This is a genomic window from Plantactinospora sp. DSM 117369 (genome assembly GCF_053764795.1).
In genome coordinates, this window is record NZ_CM132446.1 from 6,866,441 (window position 1) to 6,886,563 (window position 20,123).

General features: G+C 72.1%; 5 protein-coding genes. 2 read left to right on the forward strand and 3 right to left on the reverse strand.

Annotated features, from left to right (window positions below):
• Window positions 1-34: 34 nt before the first annotated feature.
• Window positions 35-970 (reverse strand): TauD/TfdA family dioxygenase, encoded by a 936-nt coding sequence (locus tag ACSMXO_RS28950; protein ID WP_346263522.1) that lies wholly within the window; start codon window positions 968-970, stop codon window positions 35-37.
• 42 nt (window positions 971-1,012) lie between these two features.
• Window positions 1,013-15,178, reverse strand: coding sequence for an amino acid adenylation domain-containing protein (locus ACSMXO_RS28955; RefSeq protein ID WP_455414626.1), 14,166 nt, complete (start codon window positions 15,176-15,178; stop codon window positions 1,013-1,015).
• A gap of 894 nt (window positions 15,179-16,072) precedes the next feature.
• On the opposite strand from ACSMXO_RS28955, the gene ACSMXO_RS28960 reads away from it, so the two are divergent.
• Window positions 16,073-17,257 carry a PrnB family protein gene (locus ACSMXO_RS28960; RefSeq protein WP_346262962.1) on the forward strand — a complete coding sequence of 395 codons (1,185 nt, stop codon included), beginning with the start codon at window positions 16,073-16,075 and terminating at the stop codon, window positions 17,255-17,257.
• Window positions 17,258-17,295: 38 nt separating this feature from the next.
• Window positions 17,296-19,164, forward strand: coding sequence for an AMP-dependent synthetase/ligase (locus tag ACSMXO_RS28965; protein ID WP_455414627.1), 1,869 nt, complete (start codon window positions 17,296-17,298; stop codon window positions 19,162-19,164).
• A gap of 179 nt (window positions 19,165-19,343) precedes the next feature.
• On the opposite strand, the gene ACSMXO_RS28970 is transcribed toward ACSMXO_RS28965, so the two are convergent.
• A complete protein-coding gene (locus ACSMXO_RS28970; RefSeq protein WP_346262964.1) occupies window positions 19,344-19,649 on the reverse strand; it encodes a hypothetical protein in 306 nt (101 codons plus the stop codon).
• Window positions 19,650-20,123 lie beyond the last annotated feature (474 nt).

Here is a 20,123-nt window from a genome sequence, read left to right on the forward strand (position 1 = left end):
CCTTCCGGTCGGTGGGTGGCGGCGGTGGGGCGGCTCAGTCCGACATGGCGACGAGCACACGGCGCGGGCCCGCGTACGGCCGGCGGCCGTGCCCGACGAGCACGTTGTCGATGACCATGAGGTCGCCCTCGCGCCAGTCGACGTCGACCGCGTGGTCCAGGCCGGTCTGCTGGATGTGGACGATCCACTCGGCGGGGATCGGACTGCCGTCGGCGAGCTGGACGGACTGCGGCGCTTCGTCCTCGCTCAGCAGCTCGATCAGGTCGGCGGCCTCCTCGCCGAGACCCGCGACGTGCCACTGGTCGGCCTGGTTGAACCAGACCTCGAGACCGCTGACGGGGTGGCGGATGGTGGCCGGACGGACCTGGCTGATCCAGAGCGCGTCGTCGGCGCGCCACTCCCACTCCGCATCGGTGTCCTTGAGGAACGTTTCGACCACTTCCCGGTCGTCGGTCTCGAACGTGGCCTGCCAGCTCTTACCGAGCCCGAGGCCGCCGTGCAGGTTCTGGATGTAGCGCACCCCGCCGGCGAACGCCTCGCGCACCTCGGGACGGATGGCGTCCAGCCAGAGCCGGCCGTCGACGACCGGGGTGGCGCCGCCGCTGGTCGGCGCCTGCTGGCAGAAGAACATGAGCCGGGTGGGCCAGCGCGCGGCATACGACATCTCGTTGTGCATCGAGATGGTGAACTCCGGCGGATAGTCCGTCGAGGTGTAGAGATTGTCACCGACCTTGGTGCGCGGCGAGTTGCCGTGCACGTAGGCCAGGCGGTTGGGCAGCAGCACGTCGATCACCGGGTTCAGCGTGGCCGGGGTGACCCCGAATCCGCGGAACACCAGTGCCTTGTGATCGACCAGCAGACTCCCGATGTCCTGAGTGGACAGCCAGCCGAGCAGGCCGTCGGCACCCGGCTCGGCTCCGGTGGTGGACGGGCTGATCTCCAGCGGCTTCCACAGCTCACTCTCCGTCATGGGGGCACCCCTTCTCGTTGGTTTCCTGCGGGCGTCGAGGCGTCAGGCGCCCCATTCGGCTTCGAGCTCGTCCAGCTCCTCCTGACTGAGCTGGACGAGGGGGTGGTCCGACGGCGTCGAGCCACCGCTGCCGGGGCGGCGTACGTGCGTGGCGATCGCGTCCAGCACGGTGACCCAGGACTCGGCCAGCACTCGCACCCGCTCCTCGTCGAAGAGCCCGTCCGGCCATGTCCAGGTGGAGCTGAGCCTCGGACCGTCCGCGCCGTCGTAGGTCGCCGCGCTGACCGCGAGCGGGTACGCCACCGGCAGGTCCGGGTCGGTCGCCGCGACGTACGGTCCGCCGGCCAGGCCGGCCCAGCCGGCCGCCTCCGGTCCGTCGCCGTCGGCGCGCAACCGGCCGAGGTAGTTGAACGCGACCGGCGGCGGCGGTGCGGCCGCGAGTCGAGCCGAGGTCTCCGGGTTGAGATACCGCAGGAGCCCGTAACCGATCCCCTTGTCCGGGAAGGCACGCAGTTGCTCCTTGACCCGCTTGAGGGCTTCGCCGAGGTCGGGACCGGCCGCCTCCACCGCGTCCGGCGCCAGCGCTCCAGGGTCGATCCGCACCGGGTGCACCGAGGTGAACCAACCGACCGTGCGGCTCAGGTCGAGCGCCGGGTCCACCGCCTCGCGGCCGTGTCCCTCGACCGCGACGACCACCGAGGTCTCGTCGCCGGCGTCGGCAACCAGTCCGGCCCGCCACCGGGCGACCGCGATCCCCAACGCGGTGAGCAGGACGTCGTCGACCCGGGCGTGGTACGCCGCCGGTACGTCGGTGAGCAGGTCGGCGCTGAGGTCGGCGGGGACCGGCACAGTCACCGACCGCACGCCGCCCGCCCGGTGCCGGGCCGGGTCGAGCGGGTAGGCCACAGCGAGGGGATCGGGCCGCTGCGTCACCGCGCTCCACAGCTCCAGCTCGGCGACCCGCTCGGAGCGGCGGGCATGCTCGGTGAGGGTCTGCGCCCAGCGCCGGAAGGAGGTGCCGACCGGATCCAAGCGCACCGGCCGGTCGTCGGCGACGGCCTCCCAGGCCGTGGCCAGGTCCGGCACGAGAATGCGCCAGGAGACCCCGTCGACCACCAGGTGGTGCATGACGATCAACAGCCGGCCGGGCCGGTCCGGGCCCGAATCGAACCAGACGAGCTGGGCCATCACCCCCGCGTCGGGGTCCAGCCTGCGCCGGGCGCGTTCACCCTCCTCGGCCACCAGGTTGCGGAAGGCCGAGCCGTCGACGGCCTGGACCACGACGCGGCGCACCCAGTCGTCCACCAGCACCGCGCCGACCGGCGGTACGGCCAGGCGCCAGCTCGGGCCGTCGCGCAGCAGCCGGGCACGGAGCAGGTCGTGGTGGTCCGCCAGCGCCTGCACCGCCACCGTCAGCCTCGGTAGGCCGAGTCCAGGCGGCACCGCCAAGAGGACGGACTGGTTGAACCCGGCATTCGGTCCACCGAGTTCGCGCAACCAACCCATCACCGGCGTTTCGGGCACCTCGCCGACGCCGTCGGCCGCGGCCGGACCGGTCTCCGCGGAGTTCTCGTCGACGCGCGCGACCCGGGCCAGATCGGCGACGGTCTGGTGCTGGAACACGTCGCGCGGGGTGAACACGATGCCGGCGGCGCGGGCCCGGCTCACCAGTTGGATGGCGACGATGCTGTCGCCGCCGATGGTGAAGAAGTTGTCGCTCGGCGACACCGTCGGGCGTTGCAACAGCGTCGCGACTGTGGCGGTCAGTACCTCTTCGATCTGGGTCTGTGGCTTGCGGCCCTCGGTCGCCGGCATCACGGCGGGTGCCGGCAGCGCCGCCCGGTCGACCTTGCCGTTGGCGTTGAGCGGGATCCGGGGTACCGCGATCAGCACCGCCGGGACCATGTAGCCCGGCAGCACCTCGGCGACCCGATCACGGATCACGGCGACGTCGGGCATCGCCGTGGACCCGGCTCCGCGGGCCGGCGCCACGTAGCCCACCAGCGCCCGCTCACCCGGCCGGTCCTCGCGGACCAGCACGGCGGACTGCCCGACGCCCGGGCAGGCGGCGAGGGCCGCCTCCACCTCGCCCAACTCGATCCGGAACCCGCGCACCTTGACCTGGTCGTCGGTGCGGCCGAGAAACTCCAGTTCGCCGTCGGGGCGTTGCCGCACCATGTCGCCGGTGCGGTACATCCGGGCGCCACCGGTGACGAAGGGGTCGGCGACGAAGCGCTCGGCGGTCAGCCCGCCGCGACCCAGGTAGCCGCGGGCGAGTCCCTCACCGGCCACGTAGAGCTCGCCGGGCGTACCGGGCAGCGCGGGCGCGAGCCGCTCGTCCAGCACGTACAGCCGAGTGTTGTCCATCGCGCGGCCGATGGGCACCGGGCGCTCGACGGGCAGCGGCCGGGTCAGCTCGTGGTGCGCGATGGCGAGGGTGGCCTCGGTCGGGCCGTAACTGTTGGTCAGCCGCAGACCGGGGTGGGCGGCGAGCACGCGCGCGGCGATCGCCGGCGACATCGCGTCGCCGCCGACGTAGACGTCGCGCACGCCGGCCAGCGCGTCGGTGTGCTCGGTGGCGAGCAGACGGAACAGACCTTCCGCCATCAACAGCCGGGTGACGCCGTGCCGCACGATCGTGTCCGCCAGCGCGACCAGGTCCATGCCGTCGCCGTCGGCCACGACGATCCGGCCGCCGGTCAGCAGCGGTCCCCACAGCTCGTAGGTCGAGGCGTCGAAGGCGTACGGCGAGTGCATGAGGACCTGGTCGTCGGGTCCATGCCGCCACCATCCGTCCGCGACCAGGTCCACGACGTTGCGGTGGGTGACCGCGACACCCTTCGGGGTGCCGGTGGAACCCGAGGTGTAGAGGACGTACGCGAGCTGCCCGGGCCGGATGTCGACCGGCGGTCCGCTGTCGACGTCCGGATCGGACGGGTCGACCAGCAGGGTCTGCGCGTGCAGCGGCGGCTCGTCGACCAGATGTTCACGGTCGGTGATGAGCGCTGCCGCACCGGTCTCGGCGATCATGCGGCGCAGCCGCGCGGACGGGTTCCGCGGGTCCAGCGGCAGGTAGCTACCGCCGGCCTTCAGCACCCCCAGCACGGCCACGGGGTACTGCCATGACCGGCCCATCAGCACCGCGACCCGGGCCTCGGCGGGGATTCCGCGAGCGACGAGCGCGGCCGCCAACCGGTCGGAGCGCCGGTCGAGCTCGGCGTAGCTGAGCGTGGTGTCGCCGTGCACGACGGCGGTCCGCTTCGGCTCACGGGCGGCCCGGGCGCGGAACAGCGAGGGCAGGGTGCCGTCGGGCACCGGCCGGGTGGTGCCGCTGCCGCTGGCCAACAGCTCGCGCCGCCCCTCGGCGCCGAGCAGGTCGATGGCGCTGATGCGGATCTCGGGCCGGGCCACGACGGCGTCGAGCAACCGGGCCAGCCGGGCCGCGACGGTCTCGACGGTGGCGCGGTCGAAGAGATCGGTGGCGTACTCCACCAGGCCGTGGACGCCCCCCGGGTTCAGCTCGGCGTCACGCTGCTCCGTGAGGCTGAAGGACAGGTCGAACTTGGCACTGCCCGACTCGGCGTGGATCGGTTCGACCTCGAGCCCGGCGAGGGCGAAGTCGACCGGGGTGGCGCTGTGCAGGATCAGCATGACCTGGAAGAGCGGGTGCCGCGCCAGGGACCGTATCGGGTTGAGCACCTCCACCAGCCGCTCGAACGGCAGATCCTGGTACCCGTACGCCGCCAGGTCAGCCTCACGCACCCGACCCAGCAACTCCCGGAACGACGGATCCCCACCCGTGTCCGTACGCAACACCACCGTGTTGACGAAGAACCCCACCAACTCGTCGAGCGCGTCGTCGGACCGCCCCGCCACCGGCGTACCGATCGGCACATCCGACCCCGCACCCAACCGGGTCAGCAACGCCGCCAACGCCGCCTGCACCACCATGAACACACTCGTCCCCGTCGACCGCGCCAGGGCCAGCAGGCCGCGGTGGGTCTGCGCCGAGAGGGCAAACGGCACCGAGTCACCCTGATGGGTCGGTACCGGCGGCGGTACCCGATCGGTGGGCAGGGACAGCTCCTGGGGAGCGCCGGCGAGCGCGATCGTCCAGTAGGCCAACTGCTGCGCGAGCGGGCTCTCCGGGTCGTCCTCGTCGCCCAGCCACCGGTGCTGCCACAGTGCGTAGTCGGCGTACTGGACCGGCAGCGGCGCCCAGGTGGGCACCCCGCCGGCCCGCCGGGCCGCGTAGGCGTGCGCCAGGTCGCGACCGAACGGCCCGAGTGACCAGCCGTCCCCGGCCACGTGGTGCACGACCACGACGAGTACGTGTTCCCGCGGGCCGAGCACGAGCAGCGTGGCACGCAGCGGAAGGTCCGTGGTCAGGTCGAAGACCCGGTTGACCAGCCCCGCGACGGTGGTGGCGAGCTGCTCGTCGGTGCAGTCGCGCACGGCCAGCTCGGTGGCGGCCGCGCCCGGTGACAGGACCACCTGGCGGGGAAGGCCGTCGACCTCCGGCAGGACGGTACGCAGGCTCTCGTGCCGGGCCACCACGTCGGCCAGCGCCGCGGTCAGGGCAAGCCGGTCCAGGGCTCCGGTGAGGCGCAGCACCAGCGGGATGTTGTACGTGGCGTTCGGCCCTTCGAGCCGGTTGAGGAACCACAGCCGGCGCTGCGCGTAGGACAGCGGCACGACCTCGGGCCGCTCGGCGGCGGTCACCGCCGGACGGGCGCGGCCACGGGCGGCGTCGAGCCGCTCGGCGAGCGCGACCACCGTCGGCGAGTCGAAGATCGACCGGATCGACAGTTCCGCCCGGAACACCGAGCGGATCCGGCTGAGCAGTCGCATCGCCAGCAACGAGTGCCCGCCGAGGTCGAAGAAGTTCTCGTCGATGCCGACGTCGGCGACGCCGAGCAGCTCGGCGAAGAGGCCGCACAGGATCTCCTCCTGCGGGCTGCGCGGTCCACGCCGGTAGGCCCGCCCGGTGGCGACCGGCTCGGGCAGCGCCCGGCGGTCCAGTTTCCCGTTGGCGGTCAGCGGCAGCGCGTCGACCGGCATGACGACGGCCGGCACCAGATACTCGGGCAGCCGCTCGGCCAGGTACGTGCGCAGCTGCTCGGGATCGGCCTCCGTCACCGCGTAGCCGACGAGCCGCTTCTCCCCCACCTGGTCCTCGTGTACGACCACCGCGGCGGCCGACACCGCCGGGTGCGAGGTGAGCACGGCCGACACCTCACCGGGCTCGATCCGGAACCCGCGCACCTTGACCTGGTCGTCGGTGCGGCCCAGGTATTCGACGGTCCCGTCGGCGCGGCGGCGCACCAGGTCGCCCGTGCGGTACATCCGTTCGCCGGACGTGAACGGGTCGGGGACGAACCGTTCGGCGGTCAGACCGGGTCGCCGCAGGTAGCCGCGGGCGAGACCCGTCCCGCCGATGTACAACTCACCGGCGACGCCGTCGGGCACCGGGTTGAGGAACGCGTCGAGTACGTAGGCGCCGGTGTTGGCCATCGGACGGCCGATCGGCACCGGTCCCGGGCCGGGCGTGACGCCGGGCGGGATCTGGTGGTCCAGGCAGCCGATGGTCGCCTCGGTGGGTCCGTAGTGGTTCACGACGGTGGCGTCTGGGTACCGCGCCCGCCACTGTCGCAGCAGCTCACCGGTGAGCGCCTCGCCGCCCAGCATCAGCGTCGCGGTGGGCGAGCACGCCTCCGGCAGCGTGGCCAGCAGCGGCAGGTGGCTCGGGGTGGCCTTGACGAAGGTGTACCGGCCGGTCGGCGCTACCGTGGTGTCGTCCAGGTCGGCCACGTGCAGGCAGCCGCCGGCAAGCAGCGAGCCGTAGAGCGTCGTGGCGACCAGGTCGAAGGCGATCGGTGAGTGCAGCAGGGTCACCCCGCCGATTCCCGGGTACGTCCGGGCCGCGCGCCGGGCGTAGTCCACCACCGAGCGGTGCTCCACCACGACGCCCTTGGGGTGCCCGGTCGAGCCGGAGGTGTAGATGACGTACGCGGCGTGCCGGTCGCTCGGCGGCCCGGCCGGCCAGGGCGCCTCGCCGCCGTCGGCGTCGTCAGCACCGAGGACCAGCGTGGGGACGTCGACCGTCCACCGGTCAGCCACCTCGTCGGTGGTGAGCAGCAGGCACGGCGCCGCCTCGGTGAGCACCGCCGCCGCCCGCTCGGCCGGCAGCGCGGCGTCCAGCGGCAGATAGGCGGCGCCACTGCGCAGCACCGCGAGTACGGCCACGACCTGCTCGGCCGAGCGGGGCACGGCCATGGCGACGACGCTCTCCGGTCCGGCTCCCCGGGCCACGAGGGCATGGGCCAGCCGCCCGGCCCGCTCGTCCAGCGCGGCGTACGTCAGGCTTCGAATGCCGCAGACCACCGCCGGGGCGTCGGGGGTCCGCGCCACCTGGGCGGTGAACAGGTCGACGAGGGTCTCACCGGTGACCGGCTGCCGCGGGCCGGCCGCCGTCGCCAGCACGGCACTCCGCTCCTCGTCCGACAGCAGCGGCGCCGCCCCGATCCGGGTCGCCGGGTCGGCCACGAACGCGCGTAGGAGCCGCAGGTAACGCGCCAGCAGCAGCTCGACGGTGGCCCGGTCGAACAGGTCGGCGGCGTAGCTCGCCGCACCGTCGATGCCGAGTGGGGTGCCGTCCGGCGCCGCGCGCTCGACGGCGGTCAGCAACAAATCGAACTTCGCCATCTCCGGGTCGACCGGGTCGAGCTCGACCTCCAGACCGGCCAGCTCGAAGCTGGGCCGCGCCACGTTCTGGAGGATCAGCTTCACCTGCACCAGCGGATGGCGCGACAGGGTCCGGGCCGGGTTGAGCATCTCCACGAGGCGCTCGAACGGCAGGTCCTGGTGCTCGTAGGCGGCCAGGTCGGTCTCGCGGACCCGGGCCAGCAACTCGGTGAAGGCCGGGTCGCCGCCGGTGTCGGTGCGCAGGACGAGGGTGTTGACGAAGAACCCGATCAGGTCGTCGAGGGCCTCGTCGGTGCGGCCGGCGACCGATCCGCCGATCGGTACGTCGGTGCCCGCGCCGAGCCGGGTGAACAGCGCGGCGAGCGCCGCCTGCAACACCATGAAGACCGTCGTACCGGTCGACCGGGCGAGCGAGGCGACCTCGGCGTGCAGCGGCGCGTCGAGGGCGAAGCGGAGCAGCCCCGCCCGCTCCGACGGCACCGCCGACCGGGGCCGGTCGACCGGCAGGGCCAGCTCCTCCGGCAGGTCCGCGAGGGCCTTCGTCCAGTACGCCATCTGCCGGGCGATCGGGCTCTCCGGGTCCTGCTCACTGCCGAGCCACTCGCGCTGCCAAAGCGCGTAGTCGGCGTACTGTGCCGGCAGCGGCGTCCACCGGGGGGCGACGCCGGATCGGCGCGCGGCGTACGCGGTGGAGAGGTCCCGGGCCAGCGGCCCGGCGGACCAGCCGTCCCCGGCGATGTGGTGCAGCACCAGGACGAAGACGTGCCGGTCGGTACCGGTGGCCAGCAGCCAGGCCCGCACCGGTGGTTCGGCGGTGAGGTCGAAGCCCGTGCCGGCCAGTTCCGCGACCTCGGCGGTGACCCGGTCCGGTGCACACTCGCGCACCGGCAGGTCCGGCACACCGGCGCCGGCCGGCAGCACCAGCTGCCGGGGCGCCCCGTCGACCTCGGGATAGAGCGTCCGCAAAATCTCGTGCCGGCCCACCAGGTCGGCGAGCGCGGCCCGCAGCGCGGCCCGGTCGAGGGCGCCGTCGAGCCGAACCACGAACGGGATGTTGTACGTGGCCTTGGCGCCTTCGAGCCGGTTGAGGAACCACAGCCGGCGCTGCGCGTACGACAGCGGCACCACGTCGGGGCGGGATCGGGCGGTCAGCACGGGCCGGGGCCGCTCGCGGGCCGTCGCGACCCGGCCGGCCAGGGCGGCGGCGGTCGGGGCGTCGAACAGCGCCCGCACCGGCAGCTCCACGCCCAGTACCTGCCGCAGCCGGCTCGTCACCCGGGTGGCCAGCAGGGAGTGCCCGCCCAGGTCGAAGAAGTTGTCGTCGGCGCCGACCCGGGATATCCCGAGGACATCGGCGAAGACTCCGGCGATGATCTCCTCCACCGGCCCGCGACCGGACCGCCCGCCGGTCCCGGCCACGACGGGCACCGGCAGTGCCGCCCGGTCGAGTTTGCCGTTGGCGGTCAACGGCAACGCGTCGAGCGTGACGAACACGCTCGGGACCATGTGCTCCGGCAGCACCCGCGACAGCTCGCCACGAACCTGTCCGTGGTCGGCCGGACCGATCAGGTAACCGGCCAGCCGGTCGCGGCCGTCGGCGTCGCGGACCACCGTCACCACGGCGTCGGTGACCTCCGGCAGCGCGCGCAGCTGGCTCTCCACCTCACCGAGCTCGACCCGCTGGCCACGGATCTTGACCTGGAAGTCGTCGCGGCCGAGGAACTCCAGCATGCCGTCGGCTCGGTAGCGGGCCCGATCGCCGGTGCGGTACAGCCGGTCGCCGGGCTGGGTGCGGAACGGGTCGGCGACGAACGTGCGCGCCGTGGTCACCGGGTCGCCGAGGTACCCCCGGCCCACGCCGGCACCGCCGACGTAGAGGTCGCCGGGGATCCCAGCGGGAAGGACGTCGAGGCTCGGCCCCAACACGTACAGCCGGGTGTTGCGGATCGCGGTGCCGATCGGCACCGGACCGTGCCCGTCCAGTGAGGTCGAGGTGAGCCGTGCGTGGGTGACGTCGTCCGCGCACTCGGTGGGACCGTATGCGTTGACCAGGTCGATCGCCGGATACCGGGCGAACCACCGGTCGCAGAGGTCGTGGGCGAGCTCCTCGCCGGTCACCATCAGCGCGCGCAGCGCCGGCAGTGCCGGCGCCGGGTCGCCGTCGTCCCAGGCGTCCAGCGCGACCCGCAGTACCGACGGGACGACCTCCAGCACCGTCACCGCCTCGTCGGCGGCGAGCCGGAACAGCGCGACCGGGTCGGCCACGGTGTCCTGGTCCGGAACGCGGACCCGGCCGCCGACGACCAGCGGCGCGAGCATCTGCCAGATCGAGATGTCGAAGGTGAGCGGGGCGTTCTGGACCACGATGTCGCGGCCGGTCAGCCCGAGCTCGTCGAGCTTCGCCTCCAGGTGGTTGGCCATGCCGGCCCGATGCACCATCGCACCCTTGGGGCGGCCGGTGGAACCGGAGGTGAACAGGACGTAGGCGAGACCGGAACCGTGCCGAGGCGGTGGCTCCGCGAGGCCACCGGCGTGCTGACCGTCGAGGGGCAGCACCCGGACGTCGCACCCGGACAGTGCCACCACACGGTCGGCGTACTCGCGCAGCGCCGGGTCGGTGAGTACCACCCGGGCGCCGGTGTCGGCGAGCAGGGCGGCGTTGCGGGCCTCGGGCGCGGCCGGGTCGAGCGGCACGTACGCGGCGCCCGCGCCGAGGGCGCCGAGCAGTGCGGTGATCACGCTGGTGCCGCGTGGCGCGAGGACCGCGACCCGCCCCTCCACCGGAGTGTCGACGGCCAGCAACTGTCCGGTCACCGCCTCGGCCCGGTGTACCAGGTCGCGGTAGGTCACCGGTCCCGCCGCGTCCTCCACCGCCACCGCGTCCGGCCTGTTCCGCGCCTGCGCGCGCACCGCCTCCACCACGTCGGCGAGTTCGGCCGGGCGGCTGGTGTCGTTCCAGGTGTGCACCAGGCGCTCGCGCTCGGTCGGCGTCAGGAGCGACAGCGCGCCGATCGGCTGGTCCGGTGTGGCCGCCGCGGCGGCGAGCAACCGCACCAGCCGGTCGGCGAGTGCCTCGGCCGTGGCGGGTTCGAACAGGTCGAGGCTGTACTCGACGCCGATCGTGACCCCGCCCTCGGGCCGCTCCCGCGCGTTCAGGGACAGGTCGTACTTGGCCACGCCGGCCTCGACCACCGACACCTCGGCGGTGACACCCGGCAGCTCCGGAGCCGCCGCCGAGGAGCTGTCCAGGGCGAGCATGACCCGGAACAGCGGGTGCCCACCGGCCACCCGGGTCGGGTTGAGTACGCCGACGAGCGTCTCGAACGGCAGCCGCTGGTGCGCCAGGGCCTCCCTGCCGGTGTCGCGGACCCGCCGGAGCAGCTCGCGGAACGTCGGGTTGCCCGCGGTTCCCATCCGCAGCACCACCGTGTTGACGAAGAGCCCGACCAGGCCGGTGACGGCGTCCTCCGTACGCCCGGCGACCGGGATGCCGACGGGGATGTCGGTGCCGGCACCGAGGCGGGTCAGCAGCGTCGCGAGACCGGCCTGCAACACCATGAACAGGGTGGCCCCTTCGCCCCGGCCCAGGGCGAGCAGGTCCCGGTGCGTCGCCGGATCCAGACAGACCATCGCGGTGGCGGCGCGGCCGGTGGGTTCGGCCGGCACCGTACGGGCACCAGGCAGGTCGATCTGCTCCGGCAGCCCGGCGAGGGCCCTGCGCCAGTAGTCGGCCTCGCGGGATGCGAGACTGGCCGGGTCGGCCACGTCGCCGAGGATCTCGTGGTGCCAGGCGGCGAAGTCGACGTAGCGCACCGGAAGCGGCGGCCAGGACGGCAGGGTGTTGCTCACCCGGGCCCGGTAGGCGTGCGCCAGGTCGGCGACGAAGGGCCGGATCGACCCGGCATCGGCGGCGATGTGGTGCAGCAGCACCATCAGCACGTGGTCGTCGTCGGCGACCGTGAACAGGCGCAGTCGCAGCGGCGGCTCCGTCGCCAGGTCGAAGGGATGGGCGGCGGCCTCGGCCAGGGTGACGGTCAGCTCGCCGTCCGGCACGGGCACCGGCTCGGGCAGCGCGACCGCGGAGGCCGGCAACACCCGCATCCGCGGCTCGCCACCGTCGTCGGAAAAGATCGTCCGCAGCGGCTCGTGTCGTTCGGCCACGTCGGTGAGCGCGGCGCGCAGGGCGGCGACGTCGAGCCCGCCGCGGAACCGCAGCAGCAGCGGGATGTTGTACGCGGCGCTCGGCCCGTCAAGCTGGTAGATGAACCACAGCCGTCGTTGCGCGGACGAGACGACACCGGCACCGCGCAGAGGCGCGACCGGCTGCCGAGCGGGCCGGTCGCCCAGACGCGCGGCGAGTCGGCGTACGGTCGGCGCGTTGAACACCGCCTCGATGCCGAGATCGGCACCGAACTCCTCGTTGATCCGCCGGACCAGCCGCGCGGCGAGCAACGAGTGGCCGCCGAGCCGGAAGAAGTCGCCGTCGACGCCGACCTCGGGCACCTGGAGCACGTCGGCGAAAACCGCGCACAGCGCCGCCTCCCGCTCCGTGCCGGCGGTGGCCGCCGTCGAGGCCGGGCGGTCCGCGTACGGCGCCGGAAGGGCCTGGCGATCGATCTTCCCGCTCGGTGTCAGCGGGAAGCTGTCCAATTGCACGAGTACGGCCGGGACGAGATGGGCGGGAAGTTCCTCGACGAGTGCGTTGCGCAGCGCGTCGGTGTCCAGCGAACGGCCGTCGGCGGCGCGCAGGTAACCGACGAGACGCGGGTCGGCGCTGCCCGGCCAGAGCGCGACGACGGCCTGCCCGACCCCGTCCAGCCGGCTCAGGGCCGCCTCGACCTCGCCGAGCTCGATCCGGTGGCCGCGCACCTTGACCTGGTCGTCGACCCGGCCGAGGAATTCCAGGGCCCCGTCGGGGCGCCACTGCGCCAGGTCGCCGGTCCGGTACATCCGCGCGCCTGGACCCACCTTGCCCGCAGCGGAGTCGTCTTCCGCCGTCGTCGCGAACGGGTCGGCGACGAAACGCTCCGCGGTCAGCCCGTGGCGCCCCAGGTAACCGCGGGCCAGGCCGATGCCGCTCACGTACAGCTCGCCGGGGACGCCGTCGGGCACCGGCCGCAGCCGGGCGTCCAGGACGTACACCCCGGCGTTCCAGATCGGGGTGCCGATCGGCGCGTCGGTGCACATCGGCACGCTCATCGTGGCGCAGACCGTGGTCTCGGTCGGGCCGTACCCGTTGACCATGCGCCGCCCGGGTGCCCAGCGCGCGACCAGGTCCGGCGGGCACGCCTCCCCCGCGACCAGGATGGTGACGCGGCCGGGGACCTCCGCCGGGCGCATCACGGTCAGCGCCGACGGCGGCAGGATGACGTGCGTGATGCCGCCGTCGGCGAGCAGGGACGTCAACGGTTCGCCCGGCCGCAGCCGCTCCTGCGGCGCCAGGACGAACGTCGCCCCGGTCAGCAGGCCCATGCACATCTCGGGTACGACCGCGTCGAAGCTCGGCGAGGCGAACTGGAGCACCCGGTCGCAGGGCGTGACGACCAGGCGCTCGACGAACGCGCCGGCCAGGCTGGCGAGACCGGCGTGCGGGACGACCACGCCCTTGGGCAGGCCGGTGGAGCCGGAGGTGTAGATGACGTACGCCGGGTGCGCGACGTCGGGCGGCGTGGGTGCCGGGACGCCGGGCGCGGTGGCGAGCAGGTCGTCGGTGAGCGCCAGGTGCGGCACGCCGACCCGGTGGGCCAGGTCGCCCACCGGAGCGGTGGTGGTGCCGGCGGTGACGACCGCGACGGGTTTCGCGTCGCGGAACAGGTACTGGATCCGCGCCGCCGGGTACTGCGGGTCGATCGGCAGGTAGGCGGCGCCGGCTCTCATCACGCCGAGGACCGCGACGACGAACTCCGCCGACCGGGGCGTGACGACGGCGACGACATCCTCGGCACCGATGCCCCTGGCGGCCAGCACGCCGGCGAGACGCTCGGCACGCTCGGCAAGCTGCCGATAGGTCAGCCGGGTGCCTTCGTACTCGACCGCGGGCTGGTCGCCGAACCTCTCCACCGCCTCCGCGAAGAGCTCGGGAAACGTCCGCGGTGGCGCGGGGCGGCGGGTGCGGTTGCGACTCACGAGGATCTCGTGCCGCTCGGCCTCGTCGAGCAGCGGCACGTCACCGACGACCGTGCCGTGCTGCTCGGGGTCGGCGACGGCGGCCGCGAACCGCTCCAGGAAACCGATCAGTTGCCGGTGCCGGACCGCGAGCATGGGCTCGTCGTACAGCGTCGGGTTGGCGTCGCACTCGACCTCGAGCGGGCGCCCGTCGTCGCGGTCGTAGACGGTGACGACCAGGTCCTCGATGAGCCGCCGGGACATGTTGTACGCCGTGCTGGTGGCCGCACCGAAGCGCAGCGCCGGCCCGAGCGGGATGACGTTGACCATCGGCCCGAAGTACCGGTGGTGCCCGGTGGGCAGCGCCAGCTCGCGACGCAGCTCCTCACCGCGGAAGCGCTGGCGCTCCAGCACCTCGCGGATGCGGATCCGGGCCTGTGCGACAAGGTCCGCCACCCCCGTCGACGGAGTGATCTCCAGTCGTAGCGGCAGAACGTTCGCGAGCATGCCCGGCGTGGTACGGGCGGCACCAGCACGCCGCACGGCCACCGGAAATCCCAGCACCACGCTGCGGGTGCCGGTGAGCCGGTGCAGGTAGGCGCCGATGGCCGCGATCACGATGCGGGCGGCGCCGACACCGGCCGTCTCTGCCGCCCGGTCCAGAGCGGCCTGCCCCGACGTGGAGAGCCGGCCGCGTCGACGCACGGACTCGGCCGATCGACGCAGCTTGCGCGATGTCATCGCCAGCGGCGGCGGTGTGTCTGCGAGTCGCTCCAACCAGAACCTGCGGTCGTCCTGGTAGGCGTCGGAGGACTCGTACTCCTGCTGTTCGCGGTGCAGATCGAGCACCGAGTGGAACGGTGAGGGCGGTACCGGCCGCCCCTGCACGAGCGCGGTGTAGACCTCCGCGACCCGTCGTTCGAGCAGCGCGCCGCCGGCGCCGTCGATGAGGATGTGGTGGTAGGCGTGGTACCAGAACCACCGGTCAGGCGCGACCGCGAACAGTGCCTGCGTGAACAGCGGCCCACGGGTGAGGTCGACCGGCCGGGTCAGGTCGGCGCGCATCCACTCCTCGGCCGCCGCGCGCGGGTCGGCGGCGCTGCTCACGTCGATCTGGTGAAGCGACCACTGTGGACAGCTTCCGACCGATTGTCGCGGCCCGTCGGAGGTCTCGGTGAACCGCACGTGCAGCGCGTCCGCCTCGCTCACCACGGTGCGCAGCGCTCTCTCGAAGACCTCGGGGTCCACGGCGCCGTGTATTTCCAGGTACTCGCTGGCCCGGTAGATTGCGCTCTCCGGCTCCAGACGCTGGGCGAACCAGATCCCGGACTGGGCCGAGGACAGTGGAAGGCCGGTCGCCGGCCGGCCGGCTGCCGCCGACTCCTCTATACGAAGCACCGGTCTACCCCCGTAAATCCGTGAACCGCAGGTAATTGCCATACGCAGACGGGCAGGGCAAGGTCCCCCGACCCGCGAAGGCCGAGGCTACTGAGGAATTTGGTTGGCGAGCGGAAAATTCATCAGCCGGTCACATAGTCGGCCGGCAATGCGCGCAAAGAATGCAGGATCGGTGGAAGGAACCCGCAAGAGAAAGGTCTGGCATGCAGACCTGGCTAATCACACCATGAAGACCTGACGCCGGTTGCGGACGACGTCATGCCCAGCGGACAGCGCGTTAGGCGCCGGCCACACGGCACGCCAACACAGAGTCTGCGCAGGTCAGAATGGCTCGGCAACGGGTCTGTCGCACCGGAGGCGCACCGGGTGCGCGTTGGTGGCGACGACGGCGACAGGAGACGAAAGGCCAGACGCGGGCCCCTGGGGCGCACACCAGTCCGCCACAGCCATGTTGATCACGTACAATGTTTCCCCCGTTTCGTTCTGCCTGGTAGGCGGCCAGATGGTGGCGATGGTGCGAAGGCCGCCGGCATACTCTGTAGAGCAGTAAAACCGACTTCACTGTGAAGCGTCAAGGCCCGACACCGCGTCAGAACGCAGTCATTTCGACAACTCACCTAGACATCCGTCCATGCTTGACGCAGACCCGAGGCGCACCTAGTGTTGTGCTCACATACATCCTCCTGCGTCCGTGGCGCCATCGGCTGTTGCGGCTCGTAAAGCGTGGCGCCCCGCAGGATTACCGGTGTTTCGGCTCGCTTCGCATTTCATCATCCACATCGGATGGTCCATCCGGCTGACCGGCGACGGCATTCCGTCCTGCTCCGCCCGCTGCGGTCTGTGACACCGCTCCCACATCGTGACGCCCTCCCGGACAGGGCTTGAGGAGGATCAGTGCAGAACGAAACAGCATCCGATCTGCTTGCGCGGCACGCCGTCGACACCGAGCGCGGCTTCCTGCCGATCGACGACCCGGTGAGGCGGCTCCCGGACGCCTATCAGGCATGGGAGGACATGGCCGTCGAACTCCCGAAGGTGCTGAGCGCCGGCCGGGTGCACGAGTGGATCGAACGGCTGCCCCAGCTCGACGTCGCCGACCTCGACCGCAACGAGCTCGACCGGGCGATGCTCCTGCTCTCGTACTTCGGGCACGCCTACGTCTTCGGCGGCGAGGAGCCGCGCAACCGCCTGCCGGCCTGCGTGGCCAAACCGTGGTACGAAACCGCCACGAAGCTGGGCCGCCCGCCGGTGCTGTCCTACGCCTCGCACGCGCTCTACAACTGGCGCCGGCTGGACCCGGACGGCCCGATCGCACTCGGCAATATCGTGCGGCTGGAGAACTTCCGCGGCGGGGTCGACGAGGACTGGTTCGTCCTGGTGCACGTGGCGATCGAGTCGTCGGCAGGCCCGGGCATCTGCGCGGCCGCGCTGGCGCAGGACGCGGCGGCGGCCGGTGACGTGGCAGCCGTCGCCAGGCACCTCGACACGGTCGGCGAGACGCTGGAGAACATGATCGCCATCCTGCGGCGGATGCCGGAGAAGTGCGACCCGTACGTCTACTACCACCGGGTACGCCAGTTCATCTTCGGCTGGATGGACAACCCCGGACTGCCCGACGGCGTGGTGTACGAAGGCGTCACCGCCTACGGCGACCAGGGGCAGAAGTTCCGTGGCGAGACCGGCGCGCAGAGTTCCATCATCCCGGCGTTCGACGCGGTGCTGGGCATGGACTACAGCCAGGACACCCTCGGCGCGCACCTGATCCAGCTCCGCGACTACATGCCGCCGGCCCACCGTGCCCTGATCGAGGAGTTCGGCCGGCGGACGTCGGTGCGGGACTTCGTCCTGGACCATGCCGACGACGCGGCGCTCGTGGCCGCCTACGACCGCTGCATCGAGGGGACCACCGAATTCCGCCGCCAGCACATGGAGTACGCGGGAACGTACATCCGTGGCCAGCAGCAGAACTCGTCGGCCAACCCGGTCGAGACCGGCACCGGAGGCACACCGTTCATGCGCTACCTGGCCCAGCACGTCAAGGACGCGCACCAGTACCTCGTCGGCCCGTCGGCGAACTGACCGCCCTCCATCGGACAACTACTGACCGGAGCCATCACATGGTCCCTACAACCCGTGTCGACGTCCGAACCACTCCGGACACGGCAGCGGCCGCCGGCCGATGCGCGAGCGCCGCCGACGGCCTGACCGTGCCGGCGCTGGTGCACCGCAACGCCGACGCGTTCGGTGACCTTCCCGCGCTCAGCTGCCTTGGGCGGGACGAGACCCTCACCTGGGCCGAGCTCTACCAGCGGGTGACGGTACTGGCCCGGGGCTTCTCCGCCCTGGGCGTGCAACCGGGTGACCGGCTGCTGCTGATGATGGGCAACCGGCCGGAGCACTGGCTGGCCGACCTCGCGGCCGTACACGCCGGTGCCGTGCCGTGCAGCGTCTACCCCACGTCGAGCCCGGAACAGCTGGGCTTCGTCGCCCGGCACAGCCGCGCTCGCGCCCTCGTCGTCGAGAACGCCGCCATGCTCGACAGGTGGCGGAACCTGCTGGGGGAGCTACCCGAACTGCGGCTGGTCGTCGTCGTGGACGCGCCGTCGGGCGAGGACGGGGTCGTCGCCCTCGAGCAGGTCGCCGCGGCGGGAGACCGGGCACACCGAGCCGACCCCGGCGCGTTCCGGCGTGTGTGGAGCGCCATCCGGCCGGCGGACCCGGTGACGCTGCTCTACACCTCGGGAGCCACCGGTGATCCCAAGGGCGTGGCGCTGAGCCACCACAACGTCATCTACCAGGCTGCCGTGCTGGAGGAGGCGATCAGCGTCGCCGCACACCCGCACACCGTCGCCTACCTTCCACTGGCGCACATCGCCGAGCGGATGCTCGGCATCTACCAGCCCGTCTACCGCGGCGCCCACGTCACCGCCTGCCCCGATCCGTCGCAGCTCACCGCCGCGCTGCAAGCGGTCCGTCCGGTCCAGTTCTTCGGTGTACCGAGGGTGTGGGAGAAGATCGCCGCCGTCGTGCAGGCGCAACTGGCAGCGGCCGAGGCCCCGATCCGCTCGGCGTACGAAACCGCGAGCGCCGCCGCCCGGACGGCCTTCGAGCATCGGGCCGCCGGCCGCCCCGTACCGCCCGACCTGGCCGCACAACTGGCGACCTTCGACGCGAAGGTGCTCCGCCCGATCCGTGCCAAGCTCGGCCTGGACCGGCTGGAATGGGCCAGCAGCGGTGCCGCGCCAATTCCGGTCGACATACTGTTCACGCTTGCCGGGCTGGGCATCGACGTGCTCGAGGTCTGGGGCATGACCGAGACCACCGCGACCGTGACGGTCAACCTTCCCGAAGCCTTCTGCCCCGGCACCGTCGGGCGGCCCAACCCGGGCATGGATCTGCGCCTGGCCGCCGACGGCGAGATCCTCGTACGCGGTCCGCTGGTCTGCCTCGGCTACCTCGGCGCGGACGGGGAGGTGGAGCCGGTGACAGATGCCGACGGCTGGTTCGCTACCGGCGACGTGGGGACTCTGGACGACGAGGGCTACCTCACCATCACCGACCGCAAAAAGGAACTGATCATCACCTCCACCGGCAAGAACGTCCCGCCGACCCGGGTGGAGAACCTGCTGCGCCTGCATCCGCTCGTCGGGCACGCCATGGCGGTCGGCGACCGCCGCTCGCACATCACCGCCCTCGTCGCCCTCGATCCCGAGCCCCTCGCCGCCTGGGCCGTCCGGCACGACGCCGACCCGTCGGACGTCGCCACCCTGTCGAAGGACGAGAGGGTCCTGGCCGAAATAGCTGCGGCGGTCGCCGCGGCGAACGCGAAGCTCGCCCGCCCGGAGCAGGTCAAGGCCTTCAGAGTTCTCCCTTCCCCCTGGACCCCCGAGACCGGCGAGCTCACCCCTACCCACAAACTTCGCCGCCGCGTCATCGCCGACCGCTACGACACGGAGATCGCGGCGCTCTATGCCGACAGCCGGTGAAGGGTACGAGGCCGTCGTCCTCGCCCGGTCGCGTCTGTCGATGAGATGCGGGCCCTGGTCCTGACGGGTGGCGCACTGAAAGCCTCCGCCACCCGGGCTAGCCGCGCTGACTCGGACATTCCCGAATGGCCCAGGCACCGGCGCCCCCGACGAGGATCTGTCGGGGGCGCCGGGGGCTGTCAGGCGTCGCAGTCGACGGACTCGTACCGGTATATGACCGGCCAGCCCGGGGTCGCCACCTTGTAGATGTCGATGCGGTGGCCGTCATCGTCGATGTAGGAGCGCTCGTACGTCACCGGCCAGGCGGGAGAGCCGACGGGGACGTCCGGGTGCTCGGGACAGTAGGGTCCGACGCTGCTCGACGGTGCGGCGGCGGCGCTGCCCGCCGCGAAGGCGGAGCCACCCCCGCTGAGAGCGACCGCGGTCAGCAGGACCGCCGTGACCGCACCGGTGACGTACCTCTTCGTTAGTCGTGACCTCGTCATCAAAATCCCTTTCCTAGTTGCCTTCCGGCCGGGCATTCCGCTGAGACCGGAACCGCCTGAGACCGTCCCGTCAGCGGTGGCCCGCCAGGCTGTCGACAGAACCCCGGCCAGGGGTGCCGAACGTGCGACTACGCATTACCGCACGTCGTCTCGGATTGCGTCGGCGCTCCACGGTATTCGCGTCGAAAACCGCTGGTCGAATCCGGCAGGACGCCCGCTACTCGGCGAGTTTCCAGCCTCTCTCGTCGTCCACCAGTGACCCGGTCACGAACACTGTCCGAGAGAACCTCGCCCGCCCGAATCAATTCACGGACGGCGAGCCCCGACGAGGGCTCGTCCAGTTCGGCCTGCTAGCACCTGGAGGAACCCGAGGGGCAGAGCATTTACCCGTGCGAGGGAGCACCCCACGAGCACCACAATGGTGGAGTGGGCAGGGATCCGGCAGGTCCGATGCCACCCGCGCCTGGGAGGTCG

Coding starts and splice junctions, on each gene's coding strand:
- ACSMXO_RS28950 (WP_346263522.1), bottom strand. CDS start 970: ATGACGGAGAGTGAGCTGTGGAAGCCGCTGGAGATCAGCCCGTCCACC.
- ACSMXO_RS28965 (WP_455414627.1), top strand. CDS start 17,296: ATGGTCCCTACAACCCGTGTCGACGTCCGAACCACTCCGGACACGGCA.
- ACSMXO_RS28970 (WP_346262964.1), bottom strand. CDS start 19,649: ATGACGAGGTCACGACTAACGAAGAGGTACGTCACCGGTGCGGTCACG.